This is a genomic window from Oribacterium parvum ACB1, from assembly GCF_000238055.2.
In the GTDB taxonomy this organism is placed as follows: Bacteria; Bacillota; Clostridia; order Lachnospirales; family Lachnospiraceae; genus Oribacterium; species Oribacterium parvum.
This window is the reverse complement of sequence record NZ_KE148312.1, coordinates 1,123,791-1,143,161: the sequence shown is the minus strand read 5'-3', so window position 1 is coordinate 1,143,161 and position 19,371 is coordinate 1,123,791. Positions and strand designations below refer to the sequence as shown.

Annotated in this window: 12 protein-coding genes; 1 reads left to right on the top strand and 11 read right to left on the bottom strand. The window is 44.1% G+C overall.

What is annotated here, in order from left to right:
• Nucleotides 1-134: 134 nt before the first annotated feature.
• On the top strand, nucleotides 135-3,128 hold the full coding sequence (ygfK, locus tag HMPREF9625_RS05240; RefSeq protein ID WP_009534958.1) for a putative selenate reductase subunit YgfK: 2,994 nt from the start codon (nucleotides 135-137) through the stop codon (nucleotides 3,126-3,128).
• A gap of 109 nt (nucleotides 3,129-3,237) precedes the next feature.
• On the opposite strand, the gene HMPREF9625_RS05235 is transcribed toward ygfK, so the two are convergent.
• From HMPREF9625_RS05235 to HMPREF9625_RS05185, 11 genes are all read right to left on the bottom strand, one after another.
• Nucleotides 3,238-4,113, bottom strand: coding sequence for a BRO family protein (locus HMPREF9625_RS05235; RefSeq protein ID WP_009534959.1), 876 nt, complete (start codon nucleotides 4,111-4,113; stop codon nucleotides 3,238-3,240).
• A gap of 111 nt (nucleotides 4,114-4,224) precedes the next feature.
• On the bottom strand, nucleotides 4,225-5,508 hold the full coding sequence (locus tag HMPREF9625_RS05230) for a polysaccharide deacetylase family protein (RefSeq protein WP_009534960.1): 1,284 nt from the start codon (nucleotides 5,506-5,508) through the stop codon (nucleotides 4,225-4,227).
• An 827-nt stretch (nucleotides 5,509-6,335) separates the two neighbouring features.
• Nucleotides 6,336-7,364, bottom strand: coding sequence for an ABC transporter ATP-binding protein (locus tag HMPREF9625_RS05225; RefSeq protein WP_009538451.1), 1,029 nt, complete (start codon nucleotides 7,362-7,364; stop codon nucleotides 6,336-6,338).
• Nucleotides 7,365-7,507: 143 nt separating this feature from the next.
• Entirely contained in the window at nucleotides 7,508-8,656 is a 1,149-nt protein-coding gene (locus HMPREF9625_RS05220) for an ABC transporter ATP-binding protein (RefSeq protein ID WP_009534962.1), read from the bottom strand.
• A 16-nt stretch (nucleotides 8,657-8,672) separates the two neighbouring features.
• On the bottom strand, nucleotides 8,673-10,352 hold the full coding sequence (locus tag HMPREF9625_RS05215; protein ID WP_009534963.1) for an ABC transporter permease: 1,680 nt from the start codon (nucleotides 10,350-10,352) through the stop codon (nucleotides 8,673-8,675).
• A 14-nt stretch (nucleotides 10,353-10,366) separates the two neighbouring features.
• Nucleotides 10,367-11,353 carry an ABC transporter permease gene (locus tag HMPREF9625_RS05210; protein WP_036569847.1) on the bottom strand — a complete coding sequence of 329 codons (987 nt, stop codon included), beginning with the start codon at nucleotides 11,351-11,353 and terminating at the stop codon, nucleotides 10,367-10,369.
• 139 nt (nucleotides 11,354-11,492) lie between these two features.
• On the bottom strand, nucleotides 11,493-13,802 hold the full coding sequence (locus tag HMPREF9625_RS05205; protein ID WP_009534965.1) for an ABC transporter substrate-binding protein: 2,310 nt from the start codon (nucleotides 13,800-13,802) through the stop codon (nucleotides 11,493-11,495).
• Nucleotides 13,803-13,939: 137 nt separating this feature from the next.
• The gene (locus HMPREF9625_RS05200; protein WP_009534966.1) at nucleotides 13,940-14,506 is read right to left on the bottom strand and encodes a hypothetical protein; all 567 of its coding nucleotides are present in this window, start codon (nucleotides 14,504-14,506) and stop codon (nucleotides 13,940-13,942) included.
• Nucleotides 14,506-16,209, bottom strand: a complete 1,704-nt coding sequence (locus HMPREF9625_RS05195; protein WP_009534967.1) for a M3 family oligoendopeptidase — start codon at nucleotides 16,207-16,209, stop codon at nucleotides 14,506-14,508. Before HMPREF9625_RS05195 ends, HMPREF9625_RS05200 begins: the two co-directional genes overlap by 1 nt.
• 209 nt (nucleotides 16,210-16,418) lie before the next feature.
• Complete coding sequence (locus tag HMPREF9625_RS05190) at nucleotides 16,419-17,447, bottom strand: ABC transporter permease subunit (protein ID WP_009534968.1); 1,029 nt, start codon at nucleotides 17,445-17,447, stop codon at nucleotides 16,419-16,421.
• A gap of 12 nt (nucleotides 17,448-17,459) precedes the next feature.
• Complete coding sequence (locus tag HMPREF9625_RS05185; RefSeq protein WP_009534969.1) at nucleotides 17,460-18,968, bottom strand: sugar ABC transporter ATP-binding protein; 1,509 nt, start codon at nucleotides 18,966-18,968, stop codon at nucleotides 17,460-17,462.
• Nucleotides 18,969-19,371 lie beyond the last annotated feature (403 nt).

The window sequence follows — 19,371 nt, the reverse complement described above, 5'->3', positions numbered from 1 at the left end:
TCGCAACATTCATGGGCCATTCCCGGTCAGGCGGGAATACCCCATCAGGGAAAAGCCTTCCTGCAAAAGAAAAGATCGGGCAAAGAGGAATGCCCGACTTCCTTAGGAAGGCAGATTCCCGTAAAGGAGATTTTATGAGCGATATTATGACCCCGATTCCCTTTGACAGGCTGATGAACCGTATTTTAACGGAGCATCAGGAGGGAGCTGTTTTTGGTATGCAGAAATGCTACCAGGCAAAAAACCTTCAGCCAAACACTCTTTTTGGCAGAAAATTAGAAGGACAGATTGGACCCGCTGCAGGACCTAACACCCAGCTTGCCCAGAACATCGTAGCTTCCTACTACGGCGGAGCTCGTTTCTTCGAGTTAAAGACCGTACAGAAGATGGATGGTAGAGAGCTGGCAGCTTGTGTAGCTAAGCCCTGTATCACAGCAGAGGACGAGTGTTACAACTGTGAGTGGTCCACAGAGTTGGAAGTACCGCAGGCCTATGCAGAATATGTAAAGGCTTGGTTTGCTTGTAAGGTTATGGCGAAGGAGTACGATTTAGGAGATCCCGATGCTTTCCAGTTCAACATTTCCGTAGGATATGATCTGGAAGGAATCAAGCTTCCCAAGGTTGACCGCTTTATCAACGAAATGAAGGACGCTAAGGATACCGAAATCTTTAAGGAGTGTAAGGCATGGCTTCTTGCAAACCTTGACCGTTTTAAGAAGGTGACGAAGGAAGATGTAGAGGCGATTCAGTCTGAAATCATCAACAGCGTAACCGTTTCCACGCTTCACGGCTGTCCTCCTTCCGAGATTGAGGCGATTGCTTCTTACCTGATTCAGGAAAAGCATTTGCATACCTTCGTAAAGTGTAACCCTACTCTTTTAGGCTATGAAACCGCTCGTGCAATTCTGGATGAAATGGGCTACGATTACATCGCTTTCACAGACTTCCACTTTAAGGATGATCTTCAGTACAGCGACGCCGTACCGATGTTACAGCGTTTGCAGGAATTGGCAAAGGGCTTAAACTTAAACTTCGGTGTAAAGATTACCAACACTTTCCCGGTAGATGTGAAGAACAACGAACTTCCTTCTCAGGAAATGTACATGTCCGGAAAGTCCCTCTTTGCACTTTCCATGTCCGTAGCAAAGATGCTGACCAGAGACTTTAACGGAAGCCTTCGTATCTCCTTCTCCGGCGGTGCGGATTACTTCAATATTGAACGTATTGTAGAAGCCGGAATCTGGCCTGTAACCATGGCAACCACCCTCTTAAAGACCGGCGGGTATCTCCGCTTTATCCAGATGGCTGAGCTCTTGGAGAAAGACCTTGCAAAGCCTTGGGAAAAGGTAGACCTCTCCTTAGTAGAGAAAATGATTGCAGATGCTAAGAGAGATAAGCACATGGTTAAGCCTGTGAAGCCGCTTCCGAACAGAAAGTCCGAGAAGAAGGTTCCTTTGGTAGATTGCTTCACCATGCCTTGCCGTGACCGTTGTCCGATTCATCAGGATATCACAAGCTATGGCCGCTTGGTCAATGAAGGCAAGTTCAAGGAAGCTTTAGAGGTTATCTTAGACAAGAACCCGCTTCCTTTCATGACCGGAAACATCTGTACCCACACCTGTCAGTCTGCTTGTACCAGAAATCACTATGAAACAGATGTGCAGATTCGTAGCAACAAGTTAATCGCCGCAAGAGGCGGATATGACACGGTTCTTCCCGGATTAAAGCAGGAAGGTGCAGTGCAGAAGAAGGTTGGTGTTATCGGAGCAGGACCTGCAGGTATCTCTGCCGCTTTCTTCCTGGCAAGAGCAGGCGTAGAAGTTCATGTATACGATAAAGATGCTGTAGCCGGCGGTGTAGTAGCGAATGTTATTCCGGGCTTCCGTATCCCTGCTGAAGAGATTCAGAAGGACGTAAACCTCGCTAAGCAGTACGGCGCTCAGTTCCACCTTGGACAGGAAGTGAACGATATTGATGCTTTCCGTAAGGAAAATAACTTTGACGCTGTAATCGTTGCTATCGGTGCCCACAAGGAAGCTCCCCTTGTTCTAGAAAAGGGAGAGGCTTACAATGCCCTTCACTTCCTTGCTGACTTCAAGGCACAGGACGGCAAGGTAAACTTAGGAAAGAACGTTGTTGTAGTAGGTGCAGGAAACACCGCTATGGACGTTGCAAGAGCCGCTAAGAGAAATGCAGGTGTAGAAAATGTTTACCTGGTTTACAGAAGAACAAAGCGCTACATGCCTGCGGATCAGGAAGAATTGGAAGAGGCTATCGAAGAAGGCGTAAACTTCCAGGAGCTCCTTGCTCCATTTACTCACGAAAACGGTAAGTTGCTTTGCCACCGCATGGTACTTTCCGATGTGGATGCTTCCGGAAGACGTTCCGTTAAGGAAAGCGACGAAGTGGTTGAAATTCCCTGCGATACCGTAATCGCATCCATCGGTGAGAAGGTAGACGGTTCTTTCTATGAGAAGAACGGTATTGCCGTTACCGAGAAGGGACTTCCTGTATTAAAGAAGGAAACGAATGAGACTTCCGTTTCAGGCGTTTACGTTGCAGGAGACGGTGCTTTCGGCGCTTCCGTAATCGTAAAGGCTATTGCCGATGCGAAGCTTGCTTGCGAAGCAATCTTAAACAAGACCATCGGAACCGACCGTCCTTCCGAGACTACAGACGAGAAAATCTATGCTAAGAAGGGTAATCTTCAAGAGCCTGAGAAAGGACTTAATCCCGATAAGCGTTGTCTTGCCTGTGACCACATCTGTGAGAACTGTTGCGATGTATGTCCTAACCGTGCAAACTTCGCGATTAAGGTTCCCGGCGTAGAGATGCACCAGATCATCCACGTGGATTACATGTGTAACGAGTGCGGTAACTGTGAAACCTTCTGCCCATACAACTCCGCTCCTTACAAGGAGAAGTTCACCCTCTTCCACAGAGCCGAGGAAATGGAAGACTCCAAAAACGACGGATTTGCATTCGTTGACAATGATGGAAATGCCATTGTACGCGTAGGCGGCGAGAAGATGAACTACAAGGTAGGCGATAAGAATACAAAGCTCTTCTATCGTCTAGCAGAAATTGTGGATACCGTTTACAACGATTATTCCTACCTTTTGATTTAATAGTCAGAGAAAGATTTCAAAACAAAAGATTCTACAAAGGTACGCTGTATTCCTCGGTCACTAGAAAAAAAACGCTCAGATCTAACGATCTGGGCGCTTTCTTTCTTACTCACTGCAATTCTCCATCATTCCTTTCTCCTTCTTCTACTATTTTTGTAACATTATCCATTAACTTTCCAAAATCAATGGCATTTTTTGATGTAATGACAGGCTTGCCTGTTTCTACTTCTATTTCTTTTCTTGCATTTCCCGCAATATTCCCACCACGCCTTGCTATCTTTTTATTTTCTTCCAAACCTTTGGGATTAGCAGACTCTGCTATATCTTTTGTAGCTGTTTCCGCAAGCATATTTAATATAAGTTCAGTCGTTGACATATTGTCTCTTAGATTTTCCTTTTTTAAGCCTTTAAAGTCTTTATACTTTCTTGTGGTCATTCCAGACCAAGCCTTTGAGATTTCATTGGTAAGAATGGCATACTCCTTCCCTTCCGTAACCCCGTGTTCTTGCCATGTATCTGTCAGTTCTTTTCTTACTTGGATAGATTGTAACCTTTGATTAATCCATTCTCTTGTGTAGCCTTTTTTTAGGTAGGTCTCTAGGGCTCTATCTATTGTAATCTCGGGATCTATGGTCTCATCAATTCTTTCTTTTCCTACTTCAGCAAGCCACATTTTAAATGGCTCCGCCTTAGGCGATGGAACAGATTGGATAATACGAAAGACTCCTTGCATATCAGCAGCATCTGTTTCACGCATTTTTCCATCCGGCGCTTTTAATTTCAACTGTACGATATTTTCGTACAGTTGATCTGCTCCTTCTTCCTCTTTCATTTTTCTTTTAAGATCACTCCAATATCTTCTTGGATTTTTACTTTCGGTAAGAACCTCGATGATATCAACTATACTAAAATACCATTCTTCTTGTTTTTCATTCCAAGAAGATCGTATTTGCTTACCCTCAAATATTCTAATTTCATTACTCATAATTGCCATCTCCTTCATTGGAAATATATCAATTACATCCTATTTTTATAGATTTTATCCATGAAATTGTTTTAATGAAACTTGCGGAAATAGGCGAAAGTCTTTTTACTATTATTTCTTCGGACGGAAAGAACTGTAATTCTTCCCTGCCTCCATGGTAATCCCCCTTGCTTTTGCCAGTTCCGATACGGTCACAAGCTGGTATCCTCTCTCTTTCAACGCAGGAATAATCAGCTCTGCAGCTTCTGCACTTTGCCTGTAGATAGAATGCATCAGAACAATATCTCCATCCTTTACCTGATTCAAGACTACATTCACTGTATTTTTTGTATTCTTTGTCTTCCAATCCAAGGTGTCAATGGTCCATAAGATAGAAGGCTGTCCCGTTGCTCGTAAAGCAGGCTTTACACTCCCTGCCGTTGCACCATAGGGCGGACGAACCAAGCTTACAGACTGACCGGATTGATTTCTTAAAATCTCATTGGTCTTATTAATGGAGCTTTCTATTGCCGCCTGAGACAGCTTCGGAAGATTTTCATGCTTATAGCTGTGATTTCCAATTTCATTTCCGGCATCTGCCACACGCTTTACCGTAGACGGAAATTTCGTTGCCTGTGTACCTACATAAAAGAAAGTTGCTTTGGAATTGTATTTTTGCAAGGCTGCAACGATTCTATCCTCATAGTTTCCCGGACCGTCATCAAAGGTCAATGCCACCATCGGCTTAGCCGGATCAATCTGACTGTTTCCCACATTTGCTGCAGCTTTTTCTTCTACAGGAGCTTTCTCTTCAACCGGAGCTTCCCCCTTACTGACTACAGTAATCAGGATGCCATCGATATGCTTTCCCACTCCGACAGGATTACTGTCTTCCCCGTTCTTTGCCCATGGCTGCCACTCGCCAAGAATCAATGTACTGTAGTAAACATCATACTTATCCTTTAAGTCGCCGTTTAAGAATACACGAATCCCTTCCAGTGGCATATCCTGTCCTTCTCCAATCGACTGCCCATTTTCATAAGTATCGGACCAACCGGTTCCTGAAATATTTGCCTGATACTGAATGGTACCGGTCATCCCTTCCGGTTGATGCTTTAGACAGATCTTAATGCCCGTCGGATAGGCATCATTTCTGCTATGGCGCTGTGCGTCGTTGCTGTAATTTTGAAAACCGCTATCTCTATAATATAAGCTGTAATAGCTCTTTAATCTATGCACATTTTCTCTTGCATAGACGATTTTTCCAAAGAAAAATAGGCCAAGAACACATACAAGCAAAGATATAATAATCGGTCTTAATCTATTCCGATATAACGGATACTGTGCTGTTAAGCCGTTCCTTTCCTTTATACTTCCGGAAATATTCCGAAGGATTTCATTTCTTGTACTCTTCATTTCATTACTCCTTTGTATTGTTGTATTGCTTTAACAATCTTTCACTTTTTCAATATGGTTTCTTTTTTCTCCTATTTTCCCCTCTGCCGTTTTCTCCTACTGATTTCTTCTATTATCTTCTTCTACTTTCTCACTCTTCATCCGGCATTATCTTAATCCGAAGCCTTCGATAAAAATCAGTCATACCCTTATCAGGCACTTAATATTATAGACAAGCTTCCTTCTTTATAGGTTACATCTTTATGTCTATATTCTTTAAGATTCATTTATTTCTTTGCTCCTTATTCTCCTTTTTCATATGTAAATCATTACTGCAACTTTAAAAAAAGATGTATAATCAACGCTAAGGTTTTCGAATCTCGGCTCTGATACCGGCCAAAGTCTATGAACAAAAAAAGGGGCTGTAAAAAATCAAAATAACAAAAGAATTCTTTGCAATATAGGTCTGAATGCGGGGGTAGTCTGAGCCCGTCGGTACTTGCGAAAAACAAGAGAAACGCAGTTTTTCACTTAGTATCCGTTACGTAAGGACAAACTTTTCATCAGAAAAGTTGTTCTGTACGAGACCAACTTCCGAAGGAAGTTGCTTTGCGAAGCAAAGTGAGCAGTGGTTAACAAAACCACTGCTCAGTCAGGCGAAGCTAGCGAGAGCGTGCCCCAAGTTTAGACCTATATTGCTTAGAAAATTATTTTGATTTTTTACAGCCTCTTTTCCAATTCATAACAAGTGTTGCTCACAAAGTGTGGAAATCTTCTTTTTGAGAAGTTTCATAGGAAAACATACAAACTCGTTCATCACACAAAGCTGCAAACTCAATTTTATTTCTTTAAGCTTTTACATCATCATAAAGGTGGCAGTATACAATATGACCATTCCCCATATCCTTTTTTTTCGGAACCTGTGTCTTACAGATCTCCATACATTCCTTACAACGGGTATGGAACTTACAGCCGGAAGGGGGATTTGCCGGAGAAGGAATACTTCCTTCCAGAATAATACGGCTCATCTTCGCCTCCGGATCCGGGATCGGAATCGCGGAGAAAAGGGCCTTCGTATAAGGATGAAGCGGATTGGCAAAGAGATCCTTTGTATCGCCGAACTCCACAATATTTCCAAGATACATAACACCAACCGTATCGGAAATATGTTCCACTACGGACAGGTCATGGGAGATGAAGAGATAAGTCAGGTTAAATTTCTCCTGTAAATCCTCCAAAAGGTTAATAACCTGTGCCTGAATCGATACGTCAAGAGCAGATACCGGCTCGTCGCAGACTACGAACTCCGGATTCAGTGCCAAAGCTCTTGCAATGCAGATTCTCTGCCTCTGTCCGCCGGAAAACTCATGCGGATACCTTCCCTTATGGAAGGGCTGAAGACCGCATTCATCCATGATTTTATCGATATATTCTTCATACTCGTTCATCGGAACGAGCTTATGCTCCTTTACTGCTTCTCCGATGATTTCGCCAACCGGAAGTCTCGGAGAAAGAGAGGAGAAGGGATCCTGGAAAATGATCTGCATCTTGGTACGCATTTCATTCATCTCTTTTTTAGAGATGTCATAGACCTCTCTTCCGTTAAAAAGAACTTGCCCTGCAGTCTTTTCTCCACTAAGACGTAAAATCGTTCTACCCGTTGTAGTCTTTCCGCAGCCCGACTCTCCTACAAGTCCCATCGTGGTTCCCCTCTTAATATGGAAGGAGATTCCGTCGATAGCCTTTACCTGCCCGACAACGGTGTTGAAAAAACCTCCCTTAATCGGGAAGTATTTTTTTAATCCGTTTACTTCCAGAATATTCTCTTCGTTATGAACAATAGGCGTGAAGTCTTTCATTTCGCTTTTTTCCATCATTTCCTCGATTTCTTCTTTACATTCTCTACAATTGAATTCGAATTACTTCTGTGCTTAACAAAGCATACAGTACCGACTCCCTTACAAAGCAGTTTTGACATAATCAAACATACACAAAAATTCTCTCAGCTTTATAGTATCGTTCATTCTGCTTTTGCTTCACAATTTTCATCATAGAGATAGCAGCTGACTCTGTGTGTCTCGGATAACCAAATCTCACTCGGATACAGTCCGTCACAGCAAGGCTTCCGCTTATCACAACGGTCTCTAAAATAGCAATAGTTTGGCATATTAATCGGGTTTGGTACCTTACCGGGAATGGAATAGAGCTTATCCACTTCTCTTCCGACTACCGGCTTCGAAGCCATGAGTCCGATGGTATAAGGGTGTGCAGGATTCGCAAAAATTTCCTTTGCAGTACCGGCTTCCACTACTCGACCGGAGTACATAACCACTACATAATCGGCCATCTCCGCAATGACACCGAGGTCATGCGTAATCAGCATGATAGAGGAATTAATCTTATCCTTTAGCCCCCTTAAAAGATCCAGAATCTGCGCCTGAATTGTTACATCAAGGGCTGTGGTCGGCTCATCGGCAATAATCAGCTTCGGATTGCAGGCGAGTGCCATCGCAATCATAACACGCTGCCGCATACCGCCGGATAACTCATGAGGATACATATTGTAGACACCCTCACTATTGGCTATACCAACCATCTCTAAAAGCTCTATTGTTCTTTTCTTAATCTCTTCCTTCGTCTTATAGATATTCTCGTGGAAGAAAAGTACCTCATCCACCTGATCTCCAATCTTGAAAACCGGATTCAGAGAGGTCATAGGCTCCTGGAAAATCATGGACATGAAGTTTCCGCGAAGATGCTGCATAACATGCTCCGGGGTCTTCGTAATCTCATAGACCTTTTCCCCTGTATTTAAGCGAATGGAGCCTTCTACAACCTGTCCCTGCGGACGCTGCAACAGCTGCATAAGAGAAAGACTGGTTACGGATTTACCGCAACCGGACTCTCCTACTACACCGACTGTCTTTCCTAAGGGAACATCAAAGCTTACAGAGTCCACACTCTTTACGGTTCCCGCATCGGTGAAGAAGAAGGTATGGAGGTTTTCAAACTCTACCGCATTATTCGGATCCTTCATTTCCGTAAGATATTCACTTTCCGGAACATTTCTCCGTCTGCGCTTCTTTTCCAGCTTGGATGTGATTGCTTTATTTTCTTTCGATATCCTCCGCGATTCTTTTGCGGAAAGATAACCGTCATTTCTTGCCATAGTTTTTTCCTCGATTCTATCGTTTCATCTTCGGGTCAAAGGCATCTCTTAAGCCATCGCCCACCAAGTTGAATGCAAGTACTGTTAAGAGTAAGCAAACTCCGGCCGGAACCCAAATAAATAGATAGTTACTCAGTACATACGTGTTATTTACATCGTTAATGATATTGCCCCAAGAAGCAAAGGGGAACTTTACTCCGAGTCCCAGGAAAGACAGAACCGCCTCTGTCAGGATTACACCGCCAAGACTCATAGTACAGGTTACGATAAGCTGCGGAATAACGTTCGGAAGCAAATGTCTAAAAATGCGGTGCACCGGCTTAATACCCGTAGCCTCTGTCGCGGTCATGAACTCCTGCTCACGGAGAGTCAAAATCTGTCCGCGAACAAGTCTGGTGATAGACGGCCAACCGAAGAAACCGAGTATCAGCATCAGATAGAACATTCGAAGCTTCGGATCCACACGCAACGCATCCATTGCCGCACCGATGATAATATAGATAGGAATCGTCGGAATACAGTAGAATACATCCACTATTCTCATAATCAGATTATCAACCCATCCGCCGAAGTATCCGGAAATTCCACCCATAATCATACCGATTAAGGTCTCAATGATAACTACGACAAAACCGATATAGAGAGATACTCTTCCGCCGTACATCAGTCTTGTCAGCATATCCATACCGTTCTTATCGGTTCCGAGAGGATGTGCCTTACTCGGTGCGGAATAGGTGTCATAGACCATCTGCTCTCTGGTTTGTCTGATGTTATATGCTTTTGACGGAGCATCATATTCAATGTTGTATACGGATTCTTTACCGTCAGCATCTTGATAGGTAAAGCTCTTACTGTCCGCTTGAATCTCCGACAGCAATTTCTCTTTGAATTCCTCAGATAGTTTTACGTCACTCATAATCGTATTGATAACGTAACGCCCTGCCGTTGCATACTCCTTCCCGTCTTTTTCCACGGTGCCGTCCTCTGCAATGGTATAGTTTGCGCCGTCCAAGCTAAAGGAACTTTCTTTATTGCTATACGCCTTTAAGATATTTAACTGCTCGGCAAAGCTCGGTGTTTCCGCACCGGTCGCTGTCACTAAGTCAATAGCGGCAAATGCAACAGGGTCCGAAGTACCTTTTACACTTATAATATAGAAGTCTTTTCCCGCTTCTTCATAGGTAAATTCTTTATCCCCCGCCTTAAACTCGGTCTCTTTCTTTCCTCTTGCCAAGACAAACTGCGCCTGTGCCAGTGCCGGAAAAGCATCCTTTTCAGCCTGCTGATAACGAAGCTCCGTATTCACCTTTACACCGGCATATTTCTGGCTCTGCACGTCCTTTCGATAAAAGAGCTGGGACTCCTTATAAGGAGAAATCGCACCGCCCAGAAAGGAAAATAAAAACATGGCAAGCAAAACCACCATTCCAAGTACGGCAATACTGTTTCTGAAGAAACGCTTGGCTACCATCGCACCGGGAGAAAGGGTCTTAACACGTCGATCATCATTCAGGGAGTATTCAGCATTTGTATCCTCTTGTTCCTTTTCTGCAGTAGAGTCCTCTATCCTGCTATCCGAAGCAACAGCTTCTTCCACTCTTTGTTCTACTACAGCCTTTTCCGTCATGGTATTTTCTTCTACCGTATTTTCCGGCACGGCATTTTCTACTACTGTATTTTTTTCCATCTCAGACATCTTTACCCCCCTTCCTACGCAATACGAACACGAGGGTCAACTACCGCATATAAAATATCGGTGATTAAGTTACCGATCAGAGTCAATGCGGCAATAAATACCAGGTAAAACATGGAGAACGGAATATCCCCGGAAATCATGGCTTGGTAAGAAATATAGCCAATGCCGGGAATAGAGAAAAGCTGCTCTGTAATCATCGCTCCGGAAAAAAGAGCCGGAAGGGAAGTTCCCCAGATGGTTACTAAGGTAATCAAGGTATTTCTAAAAGCATGATGATACACAACACGACGCTCGGAAAGTCCCTTCGCTCTTGCCGTACGAATGTAATCGGAACTTAAAACCTCAAGCATATTTGTTCGAATATATCGCATATATCCACCGATACTCGCAATCAATAGGGTAATAATCGGAAGCACAAGGTGCAGGGCAATATCCCCTCTCTTTCCCATAGGGGAAAGGAAATCATAGTTCCTCCCTACCAGTCCGTTTAAATCAAACCAGCCCAGTTTAACGGAAAAAATGAGCTTCAGTAAAGACGCCGTAAAAAAGGTGGGAAGAGAGATTCCCGCCAGAGCAACGACAGAAATAGCATTGTCTGCTGCAGAATACTGCTTTGTAGCTGCAATGATTCCGAGAGGAATCGAAATCAGCATCTCGAGAACCATCACAATAAGGCCCATCCAGAAGGAAACGCCCACTACCTCCGCAAACTTCTGGGTTACCGGAACAGTATACTTCCAGCTGTCTCCGAAGTCTCCGCGAATAGCCTTGGAAAGCCACGCAAAGAAGCCCGGAACAATCCCCTTATCCATTCCGTAGGTTGCTTCGAGCTGCTGCATCCACTCCTCAAAGGTCTTGGAACCCGGCTGCTGTGACTTCTGTCTGGCAATCTGCTCCAAATAAGAGGTAGGAAGACTTCTCATCAAAATATAAAGTAAAAAGGCCACGATGAATAAAATCAACACAGACCACAATAATCGTTTGATAATATACTTTTTCACTACAAACCTGCTCTTCCAAATGGCGGTAAAAGCCCGCATTATATCTGCTCAGTATCGGGAAAAACCGCATTCCTTTTTCTTCAGGAACGCGGTTAAAGCCCGAAACAAGATTTACGTACAAAACTAAGTTTTGTTCATTTTACTTCGACAGCTGTAAATTCTGAATCTCAAAATACCACTTATAGAAGGATGTCATATCCGGTGTAATGGTATCCACATTGATTCTCTCCGAGGAGAAAGTAGTCACTTCCTGTCTCTGGTAAATGGGAACTTCACAAGCCCAGTCAATGATGTTATCTAAGCAAGCCTTATACATGGTCTTACGATACTCCTGGTCAGTTGACTCTCTTGCCTGTAAAATCATCTCATCGAGCTTCGGATCTTCAATCTGATACATATAGTTGGATCCGCCGGGCTCTTTTCCGCCGTTTGCAATGTCGGAATAGTAAATCTGGAACATATCGGGATCCGGTGTAGCCTGCCATGCAGCACACCACATCTCAGCCTGCTTAGCCTGTAACTTGTTCCACATATCGGAAGAGTTGGAGAGGTCGTTTACAGTAAGGGTCATGCCGATATCAGCAAGGGCCTTCTTTGCCTCGGTTAAAATCATGAAGGAGGGATGGTCACCGTTTCCGCCACCGCCAATCATAACCTCATATTCCATCTTTGCGCCTGCCGGTGCTGCAGTAATCTTTCCGTTTTCTACAGTGTAGCCTGCCGCCTCGAAGAATCCGAGTGCCGCCTGCTTCGCTGCTGCGTACTTATCTTCATCCTTCATATCGGAGGTATAAATCGGGTTCCCCTGAGCATCCTTGGAGAAGGCAATCTCATAGCCGTCATCGGTAGGCTGCGGAGCCGCCCAGGAGGTGTTGCTGATCGGGTAGTTGATTACACTTGCTCTATCTCCGTAATAAGTACTGATGGCAAGATCTCTATATGCAGAGAAAATGGTTGCAAACGCACGACGGAGGTTCTTCGATGCATCGCTTCCCGGTTCCTTATTAACAGAAACATTGTGGGTGTTGATACCGATATAGCCATATCCTAAAGCATCTACCGCTACTGTATGAACCTTATCTCCGGAAAGCTCTCCGTTACTGTTTGCCTTCTTGATGGCATCTGCCACTTCTGTCGTGAAAGAAGGTGCTGCAATATCCACTGTACCCGCCAAAATGGAGTTCAGTCTGTCCGCCTCACTTACGTAATTAACTCTAAAGTTCTTTACCTTCGGTGCACCGTCGAAGTATTTGTCATTTGCAGTAAAAGAAACTACACCGTTCTCATACTTTTCAAAAATATAAGTACCTGCACCAAGCGGCTTGGATGTCTTCTCCCTTATAGAAGAAAGATCGCCCTTCGGGAAGCCGAACTGATTCTTATCATAGTCGAACTTTGCCTTATCACCATAGTAATGAAGAGGTGCCACAAGAATAGCCAACTGATAAATCATCTGCGCATCAACCTTGGTAGCCACAATACGAAGCGTATTCTCTCCGGTCTTCTGGATACCGCTGATATTCGGAGCGGACTCACCGGTCTCTACGCCGACAGCATAGTCCTTGTAGCTTGGCATAAGTTCCGCAAACTGGGTTCCGGCGCTCTCTGCCGCACTCATCTTTGTTACGCTTCCGTCATACTTCTCGAGCATAGCATTAAAGAAGTCCATAGCCGTAGCATCATCCTTTAAGCCTTCATAGCCGTAGTTTGCCGCACAAGCCGCAATGGAATCGCCTTCCTTGTTCAGTCCGTTTGCTACACAAAGGTCTACGATTTCCTTTACAAAAGCATCAACCGCGGTCTTATAGTCCGCCCAGAAGGTCTTCTGCTGCTCTTCCGTCCACTTGGAGAAGTCGGTATTCTCTTCTCCTGCCGCAAGAATAAGATTAAAAAGTGTATCTACACCGCTTCTGTATTCCTTCATACCTTGAATCGGAGTAGAGAAAACGGTAGCATTTCCGTCATAGGTGGGGTCTGACAGTACGTAGAAAGAGAAGATAACATCATCTACAGTAAGAGGCTCTCCGTCGGAGAAAGTCACGCCGTCCTTCATCTTAATATCATAGTAAACGGTTCCGTCAGCGTTTTCTGTGACTTCAAGGTCTGCAATACCGTTGTAGGTATATTCCTGTCCGTTATACTCCCTCTTTTCGCCTTCGATGCCCTTGTAAACAATAGCACCGTTTCTATCCGTCGGAAACAATGGGACATTGACAATGTTGGTAATGTCCTGATCCGGAACGGTATCTGCAAAGAACGGAGAGAACTTTGCGTTAAAGTCGTCCGAAGCATATACCATAGCCTTGGAATCTCCGGAAGCCTCGGTTGTGGTGTTTCCGGTCTGATCGTCTCCCTTCTTTTCCGCTGTACCCTGGGAACAGCTTGCAAGAAGAGAAGCTGCCATCACTGCCGCAAGTAAGGAAGCGATGACTTTTTTGTTCTTTTTCATACTACAATCTCCCTTCTGAAAATGAAACGCTTTAGAATCTTTCTCCATTTAGACAAGATATCATGCGTCTTGTACACAACATCCATTAAAGAATGAAAGCGAAATATTTGAACCATTATAAAGTAAAAATAAATTTTTCACAATCTCCAATTGCAAATTACTTGCTTTGTTTTTAAGTAAAAACCTCGGGAACACGCGAAAAAACCCATCTGGACTAAAAGAATTACGCCTTCTATCAAAAAATTTTTATCCTCTTTTGCAAGGAGCAAATAGAGGATTTCTATAAATACAAAGGAAATCCCGAGGAAGCAAGAAATCGCCGCCCTTCCGATCAGACCTTGAAAATATTTCCTGTAGCTTCCTCCATCTATTGCATGCTCTACCACAGAACCATCTTCTCTATGCAGTGTTTTCCCCTTTGACTCATAGAGAAAGCTTCCCAGGCAGACTGCGCTAAGAAGCACCGCAATGGCTTCCAAGGCATAGGGAATCATCAGATATGCCGTTCGAGAAAGACCTGCCTTAGGGAAGAAGCCGGGAAGGAGCATCAGAGGAATCATAGGAAGGAAAAAGAGAACGAGTAATCTATTCTCCTTTTTCCTTTCTTCCGGACTTCTCTCATCACGATAGATCTTCTTTCGTTCCGCTATGGCTTCCTTGGAAAGAACACCGCCCCTATCATAGGGGGATTGAAACATCCCCATTATTCTATCCCCGTAAGGTCATAGTCGGAAAGGTACTTGGCCGCCGTTTCGCAGATTCCTCTTAAGCAGCTTTCCTCAAAGGGGCTCTCCATGCCGGCATTCTTCAACAGCTCTGTAAATACGACCGAACCGCCCTGTTTGGTGTAATCCATATAGTGTTTCCAAGCATCCTTCTGATCCTTCTGAATCTTATTCCAGAACTCCAGTGCCACAGTCTGGGCAAGGCAGTAATCAATATAGTAGAAAGGCATGGAGTAGATATGATGCTGTCTCTGCCATCCCTCTCCCTCACTATAGAACGGAATCTCTCCGTCGAGCTTTAACCACGGCTGATAAATCTGCACCAGCTTTTTCCACTCGGCGTGTCTCTCTGTTGGACTCAAATCCGGATTCTCATAGACGATATGCTGAAAATGGTCCACCATGGTGCCGTACGGGATAAAGGTTAAAGCCCCTGCAAGGTGAGAATAATTGTACTTCCTTGCATCCTTTCCAAAGAACGCTTCCGAAAAAGCCTCTCCAAAAAATTCCATAGACATGGAATGCACTTCACAGGCTTCCATTCCCGGCCATATCGTCGCAAAGGGAACACGGTCCCGATTCAAATAAGCCGCAAAAGCATGTCCGGCCTCATGCGTTATGACATCAATATCGTGCATGGTGCCATTAAAGTTCGCAAAAATGAAAGGTGTCTTATAATCCGGGATTGATGTGCAATAGCCGCCCCCCTGCTTTCCCTTTGTGGAAAGCAGGTCCATCAGCTCATCCTGAATCATATGATTAAAGAACTCGGAAGTTTCCGGAGAAAGCCAATCATAAAACTTCTTTCCGGCTGCAACAATCTCATCCGGCGTTCCCGCAGGCTTCGGATTTCCGGAGCGGAACTCCATTGCCGCATCCGAAAAACTCAAGGGATAAGACTTCCCGAGTCTCTTCGCCTGCTTTTCATAAACCTTTGCCGCAAGCGGAACAAGATATTTCTGTACCGCCTCACGGAACTTTTCTACATCTTTTTTGTCATAGCAGTTTCTCTGCATCCGGTAGTATCCAAGCTCTGTAAAATCCTTGTATCCAAGCTTCTTTCCCATCTTGGTACGAAGCGCTACCAGCTGATCGTATAGACTGTCTAGCTCCTTTTGATTCTCCTTATACCACTGCCCCTCCGCCTTCCATGCGGAAAGTCTTCTGCTATCGTCCCTATCATTCTTAAAGGGAGAGATTTGGGAAATGGTATAGCTTTTTCCCTCAAAAGAAATCTGCGCGCTCGCAAGAAGCTTCTCATAGGCGGTAACCAGTTCATTTTCCTTCTGTAAATCCGGAATGATTTCCGGAGAAAAAGTCTTTAAATCCATCTCGGCATTGATAAAGACGATACTTCCATATTTCTTTTCAAAATCTTCCTTAAAAGGAGAAAGAAGCAAAGTCTTAATCCATTCCTGCTTATACTCCTGAATCTTCGGAGCCGCATTGTTCCAATAGTTTTCTTCTTCGTCATAAAAGCGGTCTTCCGTATTGATGGAGTGACGTATATGGGTAAGATTCGCCATGGTTTCAACATGCTTCTGCAAGTTTTCGTTCTTTATAAACGTCGCATCCGCATCGGAAAAGTTCTTCGCATCTTTAAGCTCTTTTATGAGCGCTGTTGCCTCTTCCGCTATCTTTTCTACAGGAATACGCTCATATTGCATATCTTTAAATTTCATTTTTCCCTCCATCAATCCGCTCTGTTTATCCTCAAAAAATACAAATACACTCCGATAATAAGACCATTTTTTAGGAAGGTCAAGAAAGTCTTGTAAAAGAAAAAAGCTCCGCCGGGCGAAGGGCGAAGCTCTTTTTTGCTTCCGCAGAATTTCGTTTATGCATTGCACTTGGAAATCCCGAGAGGCATGGTATGAAAATGTAGAAGATTTTACTTCTTGGTAAGGTATTTCCGGATATCGAGAGATGCCGCAATAAAGATAACGATACCGATTGCAATGTACTGTGCGTTTGCATTCACACCGAGATACTGTAGCGCCGTCTTCAAAAGCTCAAGCACCGCTACTCCGATAAATGCACTGGATACCTTTCCACGTCCACCGGTTACCGATACACCGCCGAGTGCACAGGCAGCGATCGCCTCCATCTCATAGCCGAGACCGGTATTTACGGAAGCACCGCCGGCTTTTGCACCAAGCATATAGCCTGCCATTCCGTAGAATGCGGCAGCCTTGGCATAAATCATAACGAGAGTCATGTTCACCGGTACACCGGCAACCTCGGCAGCCTGTGCATTTCCACCGATAGCATACATATATTTTCCGTGACGAGTCATGTTAAAAATGAACCAAGTGATGCCTGCCATAAGGAGAGCCATCCAGATCAAGAAGCTTAAGCCCAAGAACTTTCCTCTGGAGAACAGGGTGTAGGACTCAACATATCCGCCTAGCGGAGTTGCGTTCGTGAACAAAAGTCCCAAACCGTAGATGATTTCCATCATAGCCAGAGTGGCAATGAAAGGCGGTACAGAGAGATAAGCGATGAACCAACCGGTTATCGTTCCGAAAATCGCGCAAACCACCATAACAAGCAGTAAAACCACGAAAGGATTTAACGGAGTAATCTTTAAAAGGAAGCCGTTTCCAAGGGAAGCCCAAGGCTCCTGCTGGAAGAATCTTCCGGAGTAATCCACCTGCTGCAGTAGGGTACCGGCAAGGCAAGCACCGAAACCAATCATACGACCTGCGGAAAGGTCACAACCTGCCGTAATAACGCAACCTGCAATACCGAGTGCGATAACCAAACGGTAGGACATATTGGCAAGCAGGTTCATGCCGTTATCCGGAGTCAAAAAGTTCTTTGTGGTCAGTCCTGTATAGATTACCAGGATAAACATAACGATAATGACACCGTTATTGATTAAAAAATCTGTAATTTTTTGTTTTTGTGTCTTTTGCATTTTCCCTCTCCCCTAGAACATAGTTGCAAAGTTCATGACATTTTCCTGTGTCATTTCTTCCTTATTATTAAGCTCACCTGTGAGCTTTCCGTTACACATTACGCAGATTCTGTCCGCCATACCGAGAAGCTCGGGCATCTCGGAAGAAATCATGATGATGGCCTTTCCCTGTTTTGCAAGTTCTTCCATGATCTCATAAATTTCATGCTTTGCACCGATATCGATTCCTCGAGTCGGTTCATCCATAATCAGAATATCCGGATCCTTTGCAAGCCATCTGGAAATGATAACCTTCTGCTGGTTTCCTCCGGAGAGGTTCCCAATCTGTTCTTTCATGCTGGGTGTCTTAATGGACAGTCTTTTAATATTGTCATCCACAATCTTGTTGATAGACGGATGATCCAGCATCACTCCGGCTCTTAAGTATTTGTTGTAAATAGAAACACCGACATTGTCCTTTATGGAAAGGCAACCGAAGATTCCGTTTCCTCTACGGTCCTCGGTAATCATACCGATACCTGCTTCCATCGCATCCTTCGGTCTTTTGATGCTGACTTCCTTACCGTGCACCTTCACCTTACCCTTAGCAATATGGCGAATACCGAAGATTCCCTCCATAAGCTCCGTTCTCTGCGCTCCGACAAGACCGCCGAATCCGAGGATTTCTCCCTTTCTTATGGAAAAGCTTATTCCGCGGAAGGATTTCTCATGGATAGAGGTATAATCCTCTACTTCCATAATGGTATCCCCAATTTCGTGATGGTGTTCCGGATAAATATTGTTTAACTCACGTCCTACCATCCTTGCGATAATCTGATCCGTCGTCATGTCTTCCGCACGCCAGGTTCCCACGTAGGTACCGTCTCGCATGATGGTGATGTCATCGGAAATTCTCTTGATTTCATCCATCTTATGGGAAATATAAATCATGGATACGCCTTTTTTCTTTAAGTCTCCCATAACCTTAAAGAGGAACTCCACTTCCTTATCGGAAAGAGAAGAGGTCGGCTCGTCGAAGATAATTACCTTCGCATCATGAGAAACCGCCTTGGCAATCTCCACCATCTGCATCTGTCCGATGGAGAGAGAAGAAAGGGGCGCCTTTACATTGTAATCCAATCCAAGCTCCGACAACCACTTCTCGGTTTCCTTATGCATTTTATTATGGTCAATGACCTGTAGAGGACCGAGCTTATGCACCGGAAATCTTCCAAGATACATATTTTCTGCGACGGAACGGGCAAGCACAGGCTGTAACTCCTGATGCACCATTGCCACTCCGTGCTCCATAGCCTCATCCGGGTTGTTGATTTCTACTTTTTCTCCATCCAGAAGAATTTCTCCCTGATCCATCTTGTAAATGCCGAAAAGGCACTTCATCAAAGTAGATTTTCCTGCACCGTTTTCCCCCATGAGGGCATGAACAGTTCCCGGACGGACAGAAAGCTGTACATTATCCAGCGCTTTAACACCCGGAAATGATTTTGATACATTTTTCATTTCCAACTTAAAATCTGCCATCTAGTCCTCCATTTCTATTAGGTCTTATTCTCTTGTTTTGCTGTCTGTCTTTTCTAAGATTTAAATCCTTTTAAGACGTAAGGCATCTTCCATAAAGGCTTTTCCGCCTGCTTCTTTTCAGGAAAATGTCTTCCTTCTACTCTATCTATAGATTAAAAATATACGATTCTTTCATTCCTCAGAAAAAATACACGATTTATTCGTTTTTAATACACGATTTATCCGTTCTTTTAGAAATATATGATTGATTCACTCTTTAGAAAAAGAAATGAAGGAGAGATGCCGGGCACCTTCACTCCTTCATTTCCAATAGCTCATCCCCATCGCCGGGTGAACTATAGATAAGTCTTGATTCTGCAGTTCATAGCTTTACCGACGAAGTTAATCCCAAAATAAATGAGCG